General features: G+C 68.2%; 12 protein-coding genes and 3 pseudogenes. 7 read left to right on the top strand and 8 right to left on the bottom strand.

Features of this window, described 5'->3' with window-relative positions:
• Positions 1-14: 14 nt before the first annotated feature.
• From FVE89_RS10115 to FVE89_RS10080, 8 genes and pseudogenes are all read right to left on the bottom strand, one after another.
• Positions 15-718: pseudogene (locus FVE89_RS10115) on the bottom strand (IS5 family transposase).
• A 269-nt stretch (positions 719-987) separates the two neighbouring features.
• Positions 988-1,872: an ABC transporter permease gene (locus FVE89_RS10110; protein ID WP_160533909.1), complete on the bottom strand. Its 885-nt coding sequence runs from the start codon at positions 1,870-1,872 to the stop codon at positions 988-990.
• Complete coding sequence (locus FVE89_RS10105; protein ID WP_160533908.1) at positions 1,869-2,840, bottom strand: ABC transporter permease; 972 nt, start codon at positions 2,838-2,840, stop codon at positions 1,869-1,871. The genes FVE89_RS10110 and FVE89_RS10105 overlap by 4 nt, the downstream gene beginning before the upstream one ends.
• A gap of 245 nt (positions 2,841-3,085) precedes the next feature.
• Complete coding sequence (locus FVE89_RS10100; RefSeq protein ID WP_160533907.1) at positions 3,086-4,516, bottom strand: amidase; 1,431 nt, start codon at positions 4,514-4,516, stop codon at positions 3,086-3,088.
• A gap of 50 nt (positions 4,517-4,566) precedes the next feature.
• The gene (locus FVE89_RS10095; protein WP_160533906.1) at positions 4,567-6,153 is read right to left on the bottom strand and encodes an ABC transporter substrate-binding protein; all 1,587 of its coding nucleotides are present in this window, start codon (positions 6,151-6,153) and stop codon (positions 4,567-4,569) included.
• A 93-nt stretch (positions 6,154-6,246) separates the two neighbouring features.
• Positions 6,247-6,864 (bottom strand): cysteine hydrolase family protein, encoded by a 618-nt coding sequence (locus FVE89_RS10090; protein ID WP_160533905.1) that lies wholly within the window; start codon positions 6,862-6,864, stop codon positions 6,247-6,249.
• 26 nt (positions 6,865-6,890) lie between these two features.
• Positions 6,891-9,419 (bottom strand): AMP-binding protein, encoded by a 2,529-nt coding sequence (locus FVE89_RS30490; protein WP_202130719.1) that lies wholly within the window; start codon positions 9,417-9,419, stop codon positions 6,891-6,893.
• The gene (locus tag FVE89_RS10080) at positions 9,416-10,801 is read right to left on the bottom strand and encodes an amino acid decarboxylase (protein WP_160533904.1); all 1,386 of its coding nucleotides are present in this window, start codon (positions 10,799-10,801) and stop codon (positions 9,416-9,418) included. The genes FVE89_RS30490 and FVE89_RS10080 overlap by 4 nt, the downstream gene beginning before the upstream one ends.
• Before the next feature lie 326 nt (positions 10,802-11,127).
• Here FVE89_RS10080 and FVE89_RS10075 point away from each other — a divergent pair, with 326 nt between their 5' ends.
• The 7 genes and pseudogenes from FVE89_RS10075 to FVE89_RS10040 all read left to right on the top strand — a co-directional run.
• Positions 11,128-12,177 (top strand): ABC transporter ATP-binding protein, encoded by a 1,050-nt coding sequence (locus tag FVE89_RS10075; RefSeq protein ID WP_160533903.1) that lies wholly within the window; start codon positions 11,128-11,130, stop codon positions 12,175-12,177.
• Positions 12,178-12,202: 25 nt separating this feature from the next.
• Complete coding sequence (locus FVE89_RS10070; RefSeq protein ID WP_342389747.1) at positions 12,203-13,138, top strand: ABC transporter ATP-binding protein; 936 nt, start codon at positions 12,203-12,205, stop codon at positions 13,136-13,138.
• A gap of 126 nt (positions 13,139-13,264) precedes the next feature.
• Positions 13,265-14,600: pseudogene (locus tag FVE89_RS10065) on the top strand (IS1182 family transposase).
• A 564-nt stretch (positions 14,601-15,164) separates the two neighbouring features.
• Positions 15,165-15,407, top strand: a complete 243-nt coding sequence (locus FVE89_RS31055; RefSeq protein ID WP_246730608.1) for an IS3 family transposase — start codon at positions 15,165-15,167, stop codon at positions 15,405-15,407.
• Complete coding sequence (locus FVE89_RS10050; RefSeq protein WP_160533899.1) at positions 15,407-15,802, top strand: DDE-type integrase/transposase/recombinase; 396 nt, start codon at positions 15,407-15,409, stop codon at positions 15,800-15,802. The genes FVE89_RS31055 and FVE89_RS10050 overlap by 1 nt, the downstream gene beginning before the upstream one ends.
• A 43-nt stretch (positions 15,803-15,845) precedes the next feature.
• The gene (locus FVE89_RS10045) at positions 15,846-17,207 is read left to right on the top strand and encodes an IS4 family transposase (RefSeq protein WP_160533898.1); all 1,362 of its coding nucleotides are present in this window, start codon (positions 15,846-15,848) and stop codon (positions 17,205-17,207) included.
• Positions 17,185-17,442, top strand: a pseudogene (locus FVE89_RS10040) (integrase core domain-containing protein); the annotation flags it as partial. The gene FVE89_RS10045 and the pseudogene FVE89_RS10040, both read left to right, overlap by 23 nt.
• Between the last annotated feature and the right edge of the window lie 318 nt (positions 17,443-17,760).

Below are 17,760 nucleotides of genomic sequence, written 5' to 3'. Positions count from 1 at the left end.
GGGTCTGGACTCGATCAGCACCAGAAGGCGATGACGGCAGCTAGAGCGAGAGCTGACGCGTAGTTGCGGGCGAGCTTGTCGTAGCGGGTGGCGATCCGGCGGAAGTCCTTGAGGCGATTGAAGGCGGCCTCGATCCGCCAGCGCTCGCGATAGCGGCGTTTGTCGTGGCGGATCTTCCGCTTGCGGCCGCGCTTGCCCGGGATGACCGGCGTGATGCCCTGCGCCCGCAGATCGGTACGCAGCCAATCGGCGTCGTAGCCCTTGTCTGCGGCCAGACGCCGGATCCGGCCGGGCGCTTCGGCCAACACGGCAGGCGCGGTCGTCACGTCGCTGGCGTTGCCGGGTGTCAGCAGCAGGACGCCGGGGCGGCCGAGGACATCGGTGAGCGCGTGGATCTTGGTCGTCTGGCCGCCGCGCGAGCACCCGATGGCCTGTGCTTTCGCCCCCCTTTGCCGCCGTGGGCCGAGCGGTGAGCCCGCACATAGGTGCTATCGAGGGCGGCTGCGTCGCCGGCCCATCCGGATTTGGCCAGCGCCGCCAGCATCGCCTTCCAGAAACCGCGCCGCGACCAGCGGTTGAAGCGGTTGTAGACTGTGGTGCGCGGGCCGTAGGCGGCGGGGCAATCGCGCCAGCGGCAGCCGGAGGTGAGCACGTGCAGGATGCCGGAGATGATCTGCCGGTCGTCCTTCCGCTCCGGTCCGGGCTGATCCTTGGGCATGAACGGGGCCATCACCGCCCACTGCTCATCCGAGAGCCAGAACAGGTCCGCCATCGCAGCCTCCACTCTGCAAAACGGCTGCCTGGAATCACAAAACCAAAGACCTCGCAATGCCTTGGTTCGGTTCACACCCTAATCCTCTCAATCAACTCGGGCCAAAGCCAGCCGGTCAGGTCATTCTGAGATGACCCCAGGTACGTCTCAAGGATCTGGCTCACGCTCGCGAGCGTGTGCCCGATGAGAGTCGTGATTGCGTGTCGACCCCGTGCCTATCGCAACGATCCATCGATGCGGATCGAGATTTCGTCGCCCATGACATTCAGGGATACGATGAGGAGCACGAGGAACAATCCAGGAAAAATGATCATCCAATAATGGCCGGAAAAGAAACTTTGGCTTCCGGACGCGATGAGGAGTCCGAGCGAGGGCTCGGTGATAGGAACGCCGACCCCCAGGAAGCTAAGCGTCGCTTCGAGCGAGATTGCCCGGGCTATCTGCGCTGTCAGGATCACGGTGAGAGGCGGCATGCAGTTCGGGAGCAGGTGCTGGAGGACGATGCGCCACGGCGCGACCCCGAGCGCTTCCGTCGCTTCGATATAGGGCCGGCCTAGTTCAGCGACGGCCGCGGCATAAGCGGCCCGCGCATAATACGCCCACTCGACCAGGATCAGAGCGAAGAAGACGTTGACGACACTCTTTCCCCGCACCGCGATGATCATCATCGCGAGGAGGATCGAGGGGACTGCCAATTGAAGGTCGACGGCGCGGGCCAGGACACGAGCCAGACGAGGGCCGGCACACGCGAGACAGAGGCCGAAGGCCGTCCCGAGCACGGCAGCGGCGAGGGCCGAGCCGATGCCGATGCCCAGGCTGACGCGCAAACCGTACAGTATGGCGGACAGAAGATCCCGCCCCTGCTCGTCGGTGCCGAGCCAGTACGGTCCGGAAGCGCCGGTGGACCCCGGTGGAAGCCGGCCGTCCAGCATGTCGATCCGGGCGAGGTCGTAGGGATCGTGCGGCGCGATCCAGGGCGCTCCAACGGCCGCCAGACTGAGACCTAGGAGAGCGATCGCCGCGCAGAAGGCGAAGCGCGACCGCCCGGCTGAGCCGCCCCCATCGCCGGACGCCCGGCGCCCAAGCAGGGTCGGGATCATAGCGGACCGGTTCTGATGCGGGGATCGGCCAGCCGGACCAGGACGTCGGCCGCCATGTTGGACACGATGAAGATTAGGACGACGGTGGCGAGGTAGACGACGATCACCGGCCGATCCAGCGTGTGCAGGCTCTCCACGAAGAGGCTCCCCATCCCTGGCCATGCGAAGATGCTTTCTGTCACGACCGAGAAGGCGACCGTGGCGCCGAATTCGACACCCAGCACCGCGATGATGGGGACGAGGATCGTGCGGAGGATATGGACGAACACGATCCGCCACGTCGTGAGGCCCCGCGCGCGGGCAAAGCGGATGTGATCGGCGACGAGCGTACCTTGCGCTCCGGATTTCGTCAGGCGCAGGATCAGGGCGGTCTTGAAGACCGCGAGGTTGAGAACCGGCAGGCAGAGGTGGCGCAGCCCGTCAAGCGTCACGAACGACCACTCGCCGCCCGCCATAGCAACCGTCTGCCCCCGTCCGGTGCTCGGGAGCCAGCCGAGAACGACGCTGAAGACGAGGATCAGGAGGAGGCCGGTCCAGAAGGCCGGCAGGCTGTAACTCAGCGTACTCAAGCCCGTGAGCGCTTGCCCGACCGGCGAACTCTGCCGAAGCGCCGCCGCGAGGCCGAGCGGGATCCCGAGGCCGATCGACAGCGCCGTCGCAAGGACGGCGAGTTCCAGCGTAGCCGGCAGGCGCGACAGGACGAGCGCCACGGCCGGCGTGCCGTAGACGAAGCTCAGCCCGAAATCACCGTGGAGCACGCGCTCGACGAACGCGAGGTACTGGAGCGCAAGCGGCCGGTCGAGACCGAAGGCCGCGATCATACGCGCGCGCTCGGCCGCGTCCGCATCGGGCGGGAGCAGAAGGTCGATCGGGTTCCCGATGAGATGCAGGCTGGCGAAGACGATGAGCGTCATCGCGATCACCGCGCAGCCTGCTTGAACCAGGCGGCCGGGGATCCAGACGGTCATCGTGATTGCGATCGTCTCGTGAGCGATGATCGTTCGGTCATGAAGACCGGATCATGCCGCGGGCTTGTCATGGTTTCAAAAGGACTTCGACCTTTTGCGGGTCCAGGACGGAGCCCTGGTGTCGGGCGAAGCCCAAGCGTTGGGGCCAAGATCTTCGGGGCTCTGCCCCGAGACCCCGCCAAAGGGATGATCCCTTTGGAATCCACGGGAGTTTGAGGATCGGCGAGCACGGTCGGTGACCCGCTTCAGGCTGGGGGCGTCGGCCGGCGATGCTGCCACGGCCGCGCGCGCTCGATCTGCGCGGACAGCGCGAGCACCGTGGCATCCGCACCGAAGCGGCCGGCGATCTGCACGCCGATCGGCCCCCGCGCCTCCCAGGCGAAGGGAACGCTCGCCGCCGGAACGCCGGTGCAATTGTAGAGCGAGGTGAAGGCGCTGTAGCGTCGGAGGTCCTCGTAGAAGGCGTCGAGATCGCGCGACTGCATGTCCACCGTCCCGAGCAACAGGGGCGGTGCCGCGAAGGTGCTGGTCAGGAGCACGTCGTAGCGTTCGAAGAAGCGTCCGAGCTCCCGCGCGAGCCCGTGGATCGTCCAGATCGCGCGGGCGAGGTCGTCGCTCGACCAGCGCCGGGATTCCCCGGCCCAGAGCCACGTGATCGGCTCGACATCGTCCTCCCGGAGGGAACGGCCGAGCGCCTCCGCGCGGAGGCGGAGCACGTTCGCGACGTTCGCCGCCACGATGATGCGGGTCGCCCACTTCATCGCGCCGCCATCGGCCCTGGGCCGCGCTTCCTCGACCCGATGCCCCAACTCGGAGAGCAGGGCGGCGGCAGATCGGACGGCCTCTGCGCAGGCCGGATCGATCGCCCGGCCCTCGTGATCGACGGTCTGGAACGCGACGCGCAGGGGTTGGGGATCCACGCGGACGGCGTCGATGAAACGGCCTTCGAAAGGTGGCGCCGCGTAGGGATCACCGGGCGCGGGACCGTGCGTGATGTCGAGCAGGGCGGCGCTGTCGCGGACGGAGCGCGTGATGGCATGGTGGACGGAGAGCCCGTTCCAGCCCTCCCCCAGATCCGGCCCGTACGGGTTTCGACCCCGGGTCGGCTTCAGCCCGAACACGCCGCAGTTCGAGGCGGGGATGCGGATGGATCCGCCGCCATCGGTCGCGTGGGCGGCGGGCACGAGGCCCGCCGCGACGGCGGCCGCGGCCCCGCCGGACGAGCCGCCCGCACTGCGCGCCAGGGCCCAGGGATTCCGGGTCGGCCCGTGCGCGGCGGGCGCGGTTTCGCAGGCGAGACCCAGTTCCGCGGTGTTGGTGAAGCCGAGCGTGACCAGCCCCGCCCTGCGGTACCGCTCCATCACGGTGGAGTCCTTGACGGCCCTGTGCTCCGACCAGAACCGGCTGCCGTTGGTGGTGCGGTGCCCCGCATACTGGATGTTGAGATCCTTCAGCAGGAACGGGACGCCGGCCAAGGGACCGTCAGACAAGGGTCCGTCCGCCGCGGCGCGGGCCTCGTCGGCGAAGAGATCGACCACCGCGTTGATCGCCGGATTGACCGCGGCGATCCGCGCCAGGGCCGCCTCCACGACCTCAGCGGCGGAGACCGCCCGGCGGCGGATGCGCTCGGCTAGTCCGACCGCATCGTGGTCGGCGTATTCGGCGAAGGCGGGCATGGACGATCCTGTCTGGGTCGTGAAACCGGGGCGGCTCGCGCGAGACCCGTTCAAACGGGTTTCGCGAAGAGCGCGTTGGTGTGCCCGAACGGGTTGCCCGGCTCGAACGTCACGTGGGACCGGCGCCCGGCCCAGTTGAAGCGCGGATAGAAGACCGGGACGATGCCGAGATCGCTCTCAAGTTCGGTCAGGGCCGCGTGCGTCAGGCTCAGGCGGCGGCTGGGTTCCATCTCGGTCAGCGCCGCGAGGCCGTTCTCGTCGAGGCGCGGGTTCGAGTAAAGCTGCCGGTTGAACGGACCGGTGCCCCGATCGGGATCCTTGGTCAGGACCACTTGGCGGAGGAAGTCGACGCTGCTCGTCGCGGCGTAGGTCGTCAGGAACAGGGAGAAATCCCGGTTCGTCGCGCGGCCAAAGAAGGTTGCCGGCGGCAGCGTGTCGACGCGGGTCTCGATCCCGACGCGCGACAGACCCTGCGCGATCGCCTGCAGGACGGCGCTGTCGCCCGCGAAGAAGCCGCTGGGTCCGTGGATCGTCAGGCCGAATCCCTCAGGATAGCCGGCCTCGGCCAGCAGCCGCTTCGCGCCGGCGGGATCGTACGGCAGGGGCGGCCGGCCCGGCAGGCGATCGGCGGCTGGCGGCGGCGCGAACTGGTCGGCCGGGATGCCCTGTCCGGCCAGGAGCTGGTTGACGATGCCGGCCCGGTTGATCGCCAGCGACAGGGCCCGCCGGACGCGCGGATCCCGGAACGGATTGCGCGGCAGCGGCGCGCCCTGGCGGTCGGTCACGAAGGGCGATTGATCGCGCGTCGAGTCCGGGAACAGGTAGGCCGTGGTGGCGCTGGCGGCGCTGAAGACCGCCGTCCCGGGGCCGGCGGCCAGATGCGCGACATCCTGGATCGGCACCGCATCGATCAGGTCGAGGTCGCCGGCGAGCAGGCCGGCCACGCGGCTGCCCGGATCCGCGATGAAGCGCGCCCGCACGCGGCTCCAGGGCGTCGGCGCGCCCCAGAAGTCGGGATTGCGGACCAGATCCAGCTGCTGGCCGACCGTGAAGCCGGCATAGCGGAACGCACCGGTGCCGATGGCGTACCGGCCGGAGGTGAAATCGGCCGTCGCGGCATTCGCGTGGATCTTGCGCGACAGGATCAGCACCGAGGTAAAATCGCGGTCGAGGAACGGGTTCGGCGTCTTGCTGCGGAACCGGAACGTCGTGCGGTCGACGACGATCACGTCCGCGATGTTGCGCACGAACGGGATGAACGAGCCCGGGCTGTTGGGCACCGCCGGGATCCGCGCGATCGAGAACGCGACGTCCTCGGGCTCGAGCGGCGTCCCGTCGTGGAAGCGGATGCCCGGCCGGAGCTTGAATTCCCAGGTGACGTCGTCGATCGGCCGCCAAGTTTCGGCGAGCCAGGGCCTGATCCGGCCTTCGAGATTCTCGACCACCAGCGGATCGAAGATCTGCTTCAGGGTCTGATTGTTCGTGGGCGACTGGTAGAAGTGCGGGTCCAGGGAATTGGGCGCCGTGACGACACCGAGCCGGAGTTCCCGCGCCCCGTCGCCGGCGGCCCGGGCCGCCGATGTCAGAGGGATCGGTGCGAGCCCGGCCAGGAGAGCCAGGATTTGGCGGCGGTCCATGGGTGTGTCCGATCTCTGTGGAGAGGGCGCGCCTCGCCGCGCAGGGCCTGCCTGCCGCCTCGAAGCGCGCGGCTGCCAGGTCAAGCTGCCATGTCAGGCGGCGAGTTGCTCGGTCCGGCGCACGACGATGGCGAACCGGTCGGCGAGGGCCGCGATCGTCGCCCGGTGGATTGCGTCGGCGGCCAGAACGCCGCCGAGGGGGTCGGGCAGGTCCCGCGTCGCGGTTGCAGCCTCGACCAGCGTGGTGCGGTAGCCGAGATCGAGGGCCGCGCGGACCGTCGCGCTCACGCAGAGATGCGTCTGAAACCCGGCGACGATCAGTTCCTTGCGCCCGGTCGCCGTGATCCGATCGTGGAGATCGGTCTTGGCGAAGCTGTTCGGCAGGCTCTTCGCGATGATCGCCTCGCCCTCGGCCGGCCGCAAAGCTGGGACGATCGCGGCGTGGGGGCCCTCCGGGTCGAACAGGCGGCCGCCGGGCTTGCCGTGATGCACGATGTGGAACACCGGGGTCCCCGCGGCCCGGGCGGCGTCGAGAAGGGTCCTGGCCTCGGCGACAGCGTCCTCGACCCCGGACAGCGGCAGGGAACCGCCGACATACTCGTCCTGGATGTCGATCAGCACCAGCGCGGCGCTGGCGAGCGCGCTCGGATGCGTCGGCGCGTCGGCGAAGCCGAGAAGGGTCTGGGGCGCGGTTCGTTCGTGGGTCGACATGGTTCTGATCTCCGGTGGTGGCTCGGTCAGTCGGCGAAGGCCCGGCGGACTTGGCGGGGCTCATGACGGGGCTCCTGGCGCGGCTGCGGCCAGGCCTTGAAGACGCCCCGGGCATTCAGGTTGTTGGCGACCAGGGCGGCGATGGTGAGGGCGGCCCCCGCCAACTCGATCGCGGAGGCCGGATTGCCGCGCGCCGCACCGATCACGAAAGCCGTCACCGGCACGAGATTGATGAACAGAACGCCGTTGAGTGGTCCGAGGCGCGCGATGCCGACGTTCCAGGTGAAGACCGCCAGGACGGCCGCGATCACCACGAGGTACAGGATCTCCGGAACGACGCTCCAGACCTGCGCGGCGCTCGGAGCGGTGCTGAAGCCGAGTTCGGTGGCCACCACGGTGACGAGCGCGATCGAGACCGTGCCGAGCGCGGCGGTCAGGGCCGTGTACCGGATCGGCGACCAGTCGGCGAAGGCTTGCGCGCCGATCGTGTAGGCCACCCAGCACGTCGCCCCGGCCAGGATGACGAGGTCCGGCAGGATTGCCCCGCCGAACAGCGCCCGCGCGTCGCCCTTGGTCACCACGATGACGACGCCGGTCAGGGCGGCCGCGATGCACCAGAAGGTCACCCCGGCGGGCCTGATGCCGCGCAGGACCCAGAGCAGCACGGCGGTGATCAGCGGCATCAGGGCCATGATGATGGCCCCGTGCTCGGGGGTCGAATGCGCGAGTCCCAGGAAGGCCAGGATGCTGAAGCCCGCGAAGCCCGAGGCCCCGAGCAGGAACAGGCGCTTGCCGCGCCCCTCCAGCGCGAGGGCACCCCACCCCTCCGTCAGGACGAGCAGCGCCAGCAGCACCGCGGAGGCGAATCCGTACCGGAACAGGGTGAGATAAAAGCCGTCCATAGCCTCCAGGGCCGACTTGGCGACCGGGAACATGCCGCCCCACGACAGGGTCGTGAAGGTCAGCAGCAGCGCGCCCGTCAGGAGCGAGGTCTGCACCGGCCCCGAAGCCGGGGTCCGCGGGACCCCGCGCCGGACCGCCGGCTCGACCGAGGCCAGGGCCCGTTCGAGATCGGCGTGGCGGACCTTGCCGGACGGGCTGTAGGGGATGGCGTCCAACAGCGCGAAGCGCTCGACCCGCACGCTCTCCGCCTTGAGCAGGTGGCGGACGTGCTCTTCGAGCGAGCGGCTCGTCCAGGTCGAGGTCCGACGCAGCGAGACCGCGATGTCGACTGCCTTCTCGCGCCCCGCGGCGCGGACATTGAGCGCGACATCGTCGATCCCGGGAATGGCCCGGATCAGGTTCTCCAGGGCATAGACGTCAAAGGTCTCCCCCGCCGTCGCCCGATTGTGCACGTAGAGGCGCCCGGCCTCGTCGAGATGCCCGACCTCGGAGGTGACGAGATAGCGCTCGCCCTGCAGCAGGATCTTCCGGCTCGGCGCCTGAAGATACCCGTCCATGTTCATGTAGCTCGCGATGGCCACCGATCCGACGAGGCCCGGCGGCAGGGCCTTCGACTGCCCGTCGACGATGGCGATCCGGTTGCCATCATACGCGCGGCCGACGCTGTCGGGATGGGTGAGCAGGTCCGCCGGTTCCGCGATGGTGTTCACGCCAGTCTCGGTCGTGCCGTAATATTCGTGGACGACCGGCCCCAGGACCGTGATGGCCTCCTGCTTCAGGCCGACCGGGAAATGCTTGCCGCCCACGAGGACGAACCGGAGCCGGTGCGGTCCGATCTGCGTGCCGCTCTCCGCGATCTGGCGCAGGAGACCCGACAGGACCGGCGGCGTCATCGCGCTCGTGGTCACCGCTTCCCTCCGGATCAGATCGACCAGGGTCGCCGGATCGTCCGGGGGGGCCAGGACCACGGTGGCGCCCAGGTTGAGGAACAGGCGCGCCCAGCCGTTCCCGGCCGCGTGGTACAGCGGAATCGTCACGAGGTGCCGATCCGACGCGGAGAAGCCGTAGCGGGTGGCGAAGTAGTCGAAGCGCCGGGTGTCGAAGGAGGCCGTGCGTATGACCGGCTTCGGCCGGCCCGTGGTGCCCGAGGTGAACGCGACGGCGCGGAAGGCCCGCGCCGGCGCGGACGGCAAGGCGCCTGTGGAAGGACCCGTATCGGCCGTGTCGGTGTCGGACAGATGAAACGCGCCGTGCAACCGCCCCTCGATATCGATCACCGGCCGCCCGTTGGCCAGTTTCCACACGTCGATGTGGCGCTCGGCCAGAAAACCCGCGGACACGATCAGGGCATCGACGTCGGTCTCGTCGATCAGATGGCGGAGAGCTTCTTCCGAAAGACTGTAGTCCAGACCGAAATGGGTCAGCTTCAGGGTCGCGGCCGCCCCGAACGCCGCCATCAGATCGGGGGAATTCGGTGCGATGCTGCAGACGGTCCGCGCCTCCCGCTCCCGCAGGGTGCCCGCGAGGACATGCGCGACCTGCTCGACCCGGGCCGCGAAGGCGTGCCACGTCAGCACCGTATCCGGCGTGACGAGGGCCGGGTATTCGCCGCGGGCCGCAGCGACCTGTCGAAGACGATCGAGCGGGATCATCGCGGCAGGGGCTCCGAGGGATCCATGGTGAACAGGTTGATGCCGGAGGCCTGGAGCGCGTGCAGCCGCCGCAGGGTCGACGGCCGGATCTCGTCGCCCGGCACCATCAGAGGCACCCCGGGTGGATAGGGGATGACGAACCCGGTGGCGTAGCGCTTCCGATCGGGAAGCGTCTGATACCGCTTCTGGATTGCCCTCAAGGCTTCGGACAGACGGTCGAGGTCATCCTCGTTAATTCCGATATGGAAGTTCAACAGCAGCGACGTCACCGTCGTCCGATTGATGTAGATATCGAACTCCCTGTACAAGACATCTCGTATCTCTGCCGGCGAGATCGTGAGCGCGCTCACGTTGAGAGATATCTTGCTCGGATCGATTTGAAACAATCCTTCGACGCTCGGGGTCTCGTTTACGAAGTACGCGTCGAGGAGCGGATCGTGAGCGATCCGATCGCGGAGTTCGGATGCGAGGCGGATGGCGCGCTCGACCAGCCGCACCCCCTCGGTCTCGGCCTGCGCGCACGCCAGATCGAGGGAGGCCAGGATGGCGAAGTTCGGCGATGTCGTGTGATGCTTGTAGCGGGCCGCACGAACCAGTGCGCCGAGGCCGCCATCCCCCACGGCATGGATCAGGGAGCCCTGACGCAGGGCGCTCAACGATTTATGCGCGGATTGCGTGGCGATGATGTTGTATCGGCCGGCGAGGTCCGGCAACCGGGCCGCGTAGATCGCGGTCGATTGTCGGAGTTCGTGATCGAGATAGCTCCAGGATCCCCACGCCTCATCCACGATGATGTTGCGGAGCGACGGAGCGAATTCCGACAGGGCCCTAAGGATGGTCGAGATATTGTAGATCACCCCGTCGTAGGACTGGCCGTTGAGGATCAGCAACCGGTAGGGGTCGCCCTCCTTCTCGGCCGCCTCGACCTTGGACAGCACATCGATCAGCGCAAAGGATGTCCTCTCGGAATCGAGACACAGGAGGCGGGATTCGATGTAGTCGACCCGCGCACGCAGCCGATCGAGCGAGAAATGGATCGATTGATGCGTCGCCTTGTCGATCAGGACGCGCGTCCCGTTCGAAGCCAGGGATTCAACCGCGATCTGGTTGGCCAGCGTCGTCCCCGCGGTGAGAAACAGGGTCGCATCGGCCCCGAAGACACTCGCCGCCCGGGCTTCCGCATGCGCGATCGAGCCCTTCGGGAAGAAGAAACTATCCACATAGGGGGCACCGACCGTCAGATCGCCGCGCCACTGCGTCCCCAGGATCTCCTGATACGCGCCCTTGAGGGCAGACCCACGCAGGGATCCACCGAAGCTGAGCGGCAGCGCGTGGAACGACACCGTCTGCCGTCTCAGGGCCTGAGCGATCTCGTCCGCCAATGAGGCCTTCGGCACATGTCGCGCCAAGCTCTTCGCTTGTATACTCACGAGAACTGTTCCGATCGATTTGACGATCTAACGTATAGATCGGCATCTTTCGGCTCGTCAACGAAACATTACAAACTTTGTTGCCGCAAATTAAAGGATTAAAGTTCATAAACGAACCGAATTTTGGGCACAAATTCTTGTTCGATGCGGTTATGACACGACTCGATCATGAGATCGGCCACACCTCTTGCCCGATGGGCTGCGGCATAAGCATAGACGCCGATAAATATTATCTTCCGGACATCCGCCGGTCGCCATGATGTTTATTCCAGGATCGCATGCCGATTGAGCTTGAACCTTCACGCCGCTGCGATGCGCCGCCGATCCTCGCGGTGGAAGGCCTGTCGATCTGGATTCGGGACGGGGGCCGGGACATCCGCACGGTGCACGCCCTCGAGTTCTCGCTCGCCGCGGGGGAGACGCTGGCGATCGTCGGGGAATCGGGCTGCGGCAAGTCGTTGACGGCCTTTTCGCTGATCGGCCTCTTGCCGCAAGGCATCCGGGCGGAGGGGCGCGTCGGCCTCGAGGGCCGCAATGTCCTGCGGTTGCGCGGCGAAGCCCTGAGGCGCCTGCGCGGCGGCCGGGCCGCCATGATCTTCCAGGAGTCGATGACGGCCCTCAATCCCGTCCTGAGGATCGGCGCACAGATCGTCGAAACCCTGCGCGCCCACGAACGCGTGACGCGATCGGAGGCCCGGGCCAGGGCTCTCGCCCTGCTCGCGCAGGTGCGAATCCCAGACCCCGAACGCGTCTTTGCCGGATATCCGCACCAGCTCTCGGGTGGCATGCGGCAGCGGGTCGTGATCGCGATGGCGCTGGCCTGCTCGCCGGCCCTCCTGATCGCCGACGAACCGACCACGGCCCTCGACGCGACGGTGCAGGCCGAGATACTCGGCTTGATCGACGATCTGCGTCGGGAGACCGGCCTGGCGGTGCTCCTGATCAGCCACGACCTCGAACTGGTCCGCCGGTACGCCGACCGGATCCTGGTCATGTATGCCGGCCACGCGGTCGAGAGCCGGTCGGTGGAGGCGCTGTTTGCCGCCCCTCTCCACCCCTACACGCGCGGACTCGTAGCGGCCCGGCCCTCTGGCGGAAGTGGTCCGCGACGTCTGGCTGAGATCCCCGGCCAGGTGCCGGCCCCCGGCGGCCTCGGACCGGGTTGCAGTTTCGGGCCGCGCTGTCCGCACGCGACGGGCCTCTGCCACGACCTCCCTCCGGTTCCCGATCCGGTCGATCGCACCGGCAAGGCGGCCGGGCGCGTCGCCTGTCACCATTGGAAGACGCTCCATGTCCAACAGCCGGAACCGGCTCGGTCCGTCCCCTGACGCCGCGGCGGTCCCGCTGCTCGCGGTGACCGACCTCGCAGTCGACTTCGCGAGCACTCAGGGCACCGTGCGCGCCGTCGATGGCGTGACGCTAACGATCCATTCCGGGGAGACCCACGGCCTCGTCGGTGAATCGGGCTGCGGGAAGTCCACCCTGAGCCGCGCCATCATGGGCCTGATCGCGCCGAGCCGGGGCTCGATCCATTTGAACGGAGTGGACCTGACCCGGATGTCGCGGCGCGCGATCCGGCGCGAGCGGCATCGGCTCCAGATGGTATTCCAGGATAACGGTGCAGCGCTGGATCCACGCTGGCTCGTCGGCCGGTCGATCGCCGAGGCGCTGCAGACCCACGGGATCGGTTCCGCGGCCGATCGGCCGAGCCGGGTCGCGCGAATCCTCGGCGATGTCGGGCTGCCGCCCGAGGCCGCCGCACGCTATCCCCGCGCCTTCTCCGGAGGGCAGCGCCAGCGCATCGGCATCGCCCGCGCTCTGGCGGTGGAGCCGGAGCTGATCCTGTGCGACGAGCCGGTTTCGGCTCTCGACGTCTCGGTGCAGGCCCAGATCCTGAACCTGCTCGCCGATCTGCAGGATCGCCGCGGCATCGCCCTGCTGTTCATCAGCCATGATCTGTCGGTGGTCGAGCACATGTCGGACCGGGTGTCGGTCATGTATGGCGGCCGGATCGTCGAGACCGCCGAGCGCCGCACGTTCTGGCTGTCGCCCACGCATCCCTACACACGCCTGCTGTTTGCCTCCTCCCCCTCTCTCGGGCGCCAGCGGAGTGGAACGGCCTCACCGCCCCCGGCCGACGGGGCGTGGGATCTGCACCGCACTTCGGCCTCGGGTGATGGGTGTAGGTTCAAAGCGCGCTGTCGCCAGGCGATGCCGCGTTGCCTGACGGAAACTCCACAGCTGCGCCTAATTGGTCCGGGGCATCACGTCGCCTGCCACGTGGTGTAGCAGCACCGAGATCTTGGGCTCCTCATCCCGAGCTTGTGAAAGGATTGTTCACGCACACCACCACGCCTAGGAGCCTGTCCGAGTAAGTGTCTCGACGGCGAGGCTGCGGGGTGATTCACTCGGCTCATGGCCAAGGTGTTTCGCGCGTGGGATGTTGATCAGGGCTGGCTGCTGCCGTCCTCGCTGCACGAGTTCGTGCCGCCCGGGCACATGGCGCACTTCGTCCGCGACACGGTGCGGGAGGCGCTCGACCTCTCGGCCATTCTCGACACCTACAAAGAGGAGCGCGGATACCCGCCCTACCATCCGGGCATGATGGTGGCGCTCCTGCTCTACGGCTACAGCCGCGGCCTGTACTCCTCGCGCCAACTCGCCCGGGCCTGTGAGGAGCGGGTCGATGTCATGGCCGTCACCGGCCTGAACCGTCCGGACTTCCGCACCATCGCCGACTTCCGCAAGCGCCACCTCGTGGCCCTGTCGGATCTGTTCGTGCAGGTGCTGCGCCTGTGTCGGGCGGCCGGTCAGGTCGCGTTTGCCCACGTGGCGGTGGACGGGACCAAGCTGAAGGCGAACGCCTCCCGCCACAAAGCGATGAGCTATGGGCGGATGAAGACGGCCGAGCCGGCCCTGACCGCTGAGGTCCAAGCCTGGTTGGACCGCGCGCACGAGGCTGACGCGGCCGAGGATCGGACTCATGGCGTGGACCGGCGCGGCGACGAGACGCCGGACTGGATGGCCGACAAGCAGCGGCGGCTGGAAGCGATCCGCGCCGCCAAGGCCGCGCTTGAGGCGGAGGCGGCTGATCCGCCCGATCCCGAGGACGAGAGCGGGCCGGGCGCCTCGTCGGGCATGCGTTGGCAGGGGCGGCCACTGCGCGGCGAGGATGGCGGTCCGCCCGACCGGGCGCAGCGCAACTTCACCGACCCGGACAGCCGGATCCTGCCCACGCGTGACGGCTTCGTGCAGGGATACAACGGCCAGATCGCGGTCGACGCAGCCCATCAGGTGATCGTCGCGCACCGCCTCGTGACCAACGCGACCGACTACCGCGCGCTTGTGCCGCTTGTGGACGGGGTCCGGGCTCATCTCGGGCGAGAAGCCGCGGGAGGTCTCGGGCGATGCCGGCTTTGCCAACGAGGCGAACCTCGCCGCGCTGCAGGAGCGAGGCATCACGGGCTACCTTGCTCCGGGCCGGGCGCGACACGGCGAGGCGAACGCGGCCGGCCGCCGGAGGCTGACCAGGATGCCCTTGATGAGCGCGATGGCCGCCCGCCTGAAACGAGCTGGCCGCCGCAGCCGCTATCGCCTCAGGAAGCAGGTGGTCGAGCCGGTGTTCGGGCAGATCAAGCAGGCCCGAGGCTTCCGACAGTTCCTGCTCCGCGGCCTCGATCAGGTCCGGAGCGAGTGGGCGATAATCTGCACCGCTCACAACCTCCTCAAGCTGGCACAGGCCGACCGCTGAGCCAGCTGATCAGCCCTCAGCGGCTCCGGTCTCGCAATCTCAATCCCGGCTGCAAGCCCCATTACTCGGACAGGCTCCTAGATACGGCGGCGCTAGGGACAGGCCGACCACATCACGGACGTTGCCGACGAAGGCTAGATGGATCGAGTGGGGATTAGGATTGCCCCAGTTGGGTGGACACCGAGAACGCTTTCGCGTGAGGTGTTTGTCCGATGCCCAAGACCCGCCCCGCATACCCGGCCGAGTTCCATCGGCAGATGGTCGATCTGGTCCGCACCGGGCGCGATCCGACTGATTTGGCCCGCGAGTTCGAGCCCTCGCGCCAGACCATCCAGAACTGGGTCGCGGAGGCTGACCGCGGTGAGGGCCATCGAGAGGCCAAGTCGCCAGCGGTCCATCCCGATCTGACGGCGACCGAGCGCGCGGAACTCGTCCGGCTGAGGCGTGAGAACCGGCAGCTGAAGCTGGAGCGCGAACCGAAGGTCAGTGCAGCAATATCCTATCTCGCGCGACGGTCTGGTTCGCGCGGGAGACCGGGGTCCTGCCGTCAGGGTCTTCCGGTTCATGAGCGCGAACCAGGCCGACTTCCCGATCGCTGCCATGGCCCGTGTGCTCGGCGTGTCGAAGGCTGGCGACTCAGCTTGGGCCAGCCGGGAACCCTCGGCGCGGGTGCTGGCGGACGCCGCGCTGTTGAAGCGCATCCGCACCGTGCATCTCGGCTCGCATGAGACCTACGGCGCGCCGCGCGTCCGCGCCGACCTGCACGAGCAGGGGGGCGGCATTCTCGAAAGCGCGTCGCCCGTCTGATGCGCGCGGCTGGCCTCGTTGGGGCCAGCCATCGGCGCGGCGGCCCCATCACGACCCGGCGCGATCCGGAGGCGCGGCCCGCCCCTGACCTCGTCGATCGTGACTTCGCGACCGAGGCGCCGAACCGGCTCTGGGTCGCGGACATCACCTACGTACCGACGGCGGCCGGCTTCCTCTATCTCGCCGTCGTATTCGACGCCTTCAGCCGGCGGCTCGTGGGATGGGCGATGGCCAACCAGCTGCGCGCGGAATTGGTGCTGGACGCCCTGGAGATGGCCGTCACGCAGCGCAAGCCGCGCGACGTGATCCATCACTCAGACCAAGGCTTGCAGTACACGTCGCTGGCCCTCGGGAACCACTGCCGGGAGGCGGGTGTGCGCCCCCATAAGCACTAAGTTAGCCTGGACAGGTGGGTGTGGGTTGTGACTCACCGGTGCGATGCTGGTCGCCGCTTCCCATCGCTCCGATGCGTTCCCCGACCTGCTCGCGCGCCTGCCGCCCGACCTCGACATCGAGGCCCTGGCCCGGCAGACCAAGGCGTTCCAGCGCCCGCGGGGGATCCGCTCCGGCACCGATCTGCTGCGCTTGGCCCTGGCCTGGGCGTGCGGCCCCTCAATGCAGCACGTGGCCGCCTGGGCCGGCGCGCACGGCATCGCTGCGCTGACCGACGAGGCGCTGAGCCAGCGCCTGCACCGGACCGGGCCGTTCCTCGAGGCCCTGAGCCAGCAGCTCCTGCGCCGGATCGGCCCGGTGCCGTGCTGGCACGGCCGGGTCCTGCGCGTGGCCGACAGCACCAGCCTGAGCGGGCCGGCCAGTTCCGGCACCGACTGGCGGATCCACGGCGTGTTCGATCTGGCCCTGGGCCGGTTCACGAGCCTGCAGGTCACCGACCGGCACGGCGGGGAGAGCCTGGACCGCGCGCAGCCGGCCGCGGGTGAGATCCGCATCGCCGACCGCGGCTATGCCGCCGCCCGAGCCTGGCAGCGCTTCCTGCGGGAGGCTGGTGCGCAGGAGGGCGACATGGAGGGCGACGCGGGGTGCGACTTCATCGTCCGGATGCGCTGGTCGTCGGTCCGCCTGACCACGCCGGCCGGCGACGCGTTCGACCTCATCGCTTGGCTGACGCAGGATCCGCCCCCCGAGGCGGGCACCATCCGCGCCGTCGTGGTCCAGGCCGATCCCGGCCGAGGGCAGGCTCCGATCCCGATCCGCCTGATCGCGCAGCGCAAGACGCCGGAGGCCATCGCGGCCGCCCCCAAGGCGCTGCGCCGCAACACCAGCCGCCGCCAGCATGCGCTCGATCCGCGCAGCCTGATCGCGGCGGAGTGGATCATCCTGGCGACCACGCTGCCGGCCGAGGCCTTCCCCGACCCCGAGGTGCTGGCGGTCTATCGCCTGCGCTGGCAGATCGAACGGGCGTTCAAGCGGCTGAAATCCCTGATCCGGGTCGACGAGATCCGGACCCGGACCGAGGCCGGGACCCGTTGCTGGCTCTACGGGCTGCTGGTGGTCGCCCTGCTGACCGAAGATCTGAGCCGGGATGTCCTGGACGTTTTTCCCCCGGCGCTTGAGGCGGCGGGCGCGAGCCCGTCGCTGTGGCGGGTCTACGGCTGGCGCTGGAGGCTATCCGATCGGCGATCGCGCCAGCCATCGGCCTGTGCCAGCTCACGACAGCCTCCGCCGATCTGCACGCGCGCATCGCCAACCCAAAACGTAAGCGACGACAGGCCATCCATTACAACAGAAAACGACTATCTTAGCGCCTATGGGGCAGAACCCTGCGATGGGCTTGGTCGGTGAGGCCTACGACAACGCCCTGGTCGAGAGCTTCTTCTCGACCCTCGAATGCGAACTACTGGCCCGCCGCCGCTTCCGCTCGCAGGCGGAGGCGCGCATGGCGATCTTCAGCTACATCGAGGCCTTCCACAACCCGCTGCGCCGTCACTCGGCGCTCGGATACCGCTCGCCCGCCGTCTACGAACAGGACGCCGGGTCAGAACCAGCTAAAGAACCCCGGCTCAGCCAAGTCCCCTGATCGTCCACCAATCCGGGGCAATCCCGATACCCGCGCCTGCCGACGAACGTCCGGCGCGCGCACAAATCATGTGCTGGTAGCCGAAGTTTGTCGACGCGTTCCTCATCAAATCCTTGATGTCGTTGACCGCGATTTCTAGGGGCAGCGAGTGCGTCGGCTGCTGCGCGCGATGTTTGTCGGTCGAGCCACCGCAGAGTTCCCGCGGACCCGCTTTGATCTGCTTCGCACCGGACGGTGACTAAGCTCGACTTTGGCCAATTTTGACGGGTTGTCGAGGGTGTGAGGTGACGAAGCGGGCGTGGCGGGTAGGCTGGTGGG

Source organism: Methylobacterium sp. 2A (assembly GCF_009806555.1).
Classification (GTDB): Bacteria; Pseudomonadota; Alphaproteobacteria; order Rhizobiales; family Beijerinckiaceae; genus Methylobacterium.
The sequence above is the reverse complement of the archived record's forward strand: the minus strand, read 5'-3'. Positions and strand labels throughout refer to the sequence as shown.

Bases quoted from the DNA above. Each gene is read 5' to 3' on its own strand.
- FVE89_RS10110 (WP_160533909.1), bottom strand. From the start codon at position 1,872: ATGATCCCGACCCTGCTTGGGCGCCGGGCGTCCGGCGATGGGGGCGGC.
- FVE89_RS10105 (WP_160533908.1), bottom strand. From the start codon at position 2,840: ATGACCGTCTGGATCCCCGGCCGCCTGGTTCAAGCAGGCTGCGCGGTG.
- FVE89_RS10100 (WP_160533907.1), bottom strand. From the start codon at position 4,516: ATGCCCGCCTTCGCCGAATACGCCGACCACGATGCGGTCGGACTAGCC.
- FVE89_RS10095 (WP_160533906.1), bottom strand. From the start codon at position 6,153: ATGGACCGCCGCCAAATCCTGGCTCTCCTGGCCGGGCTCGCACCGATC.
- FVE89_RS10090 (WP_160533905.1), bottom strand. From the start codon at position 6,864: ATGTCGACCCACGAACGAACCGCGCCCCAGACCCTTCTCGGCTTCGCC.
- FVE89_RS30490 (WP_202130719.1), bottom strand. From the start codon at position 9,419: ATGATCCCGCTCGATCGTCTTCGACAGGTCGCTGCGGCCCGCGGCGAA.
- FVE89_RS10075 (WP_160533903.1), top strand. From the start codon at position 11,128: ATGCCGATTGAGCTTGAACCTTCACGCCGCTGCGATGCGCCGCCGATC.
- FVE89_RS31055 (WP_246730608.1), top strand. From the start codon at position 15,165: ATGAGCGCGAACCAGGCCGACTTCCCGATCGCTGCCATGGCCCGTGTG.
- FVE89_RS10050 (WP_160533899.1), top strand. From the start codon at position 15,407: ATGCGCGCGGCTGGCCTCGTTGGGGCCAGCCATCGGCGCGGCGGCCCC.
- FVE89_RS10045 (WP_160533898.1), top strand. From the start codon at position 15,846: ATGCTGGTCGCCGCTTCCCATCGCTCCGATGCGTTCCCCGACCTGCTC.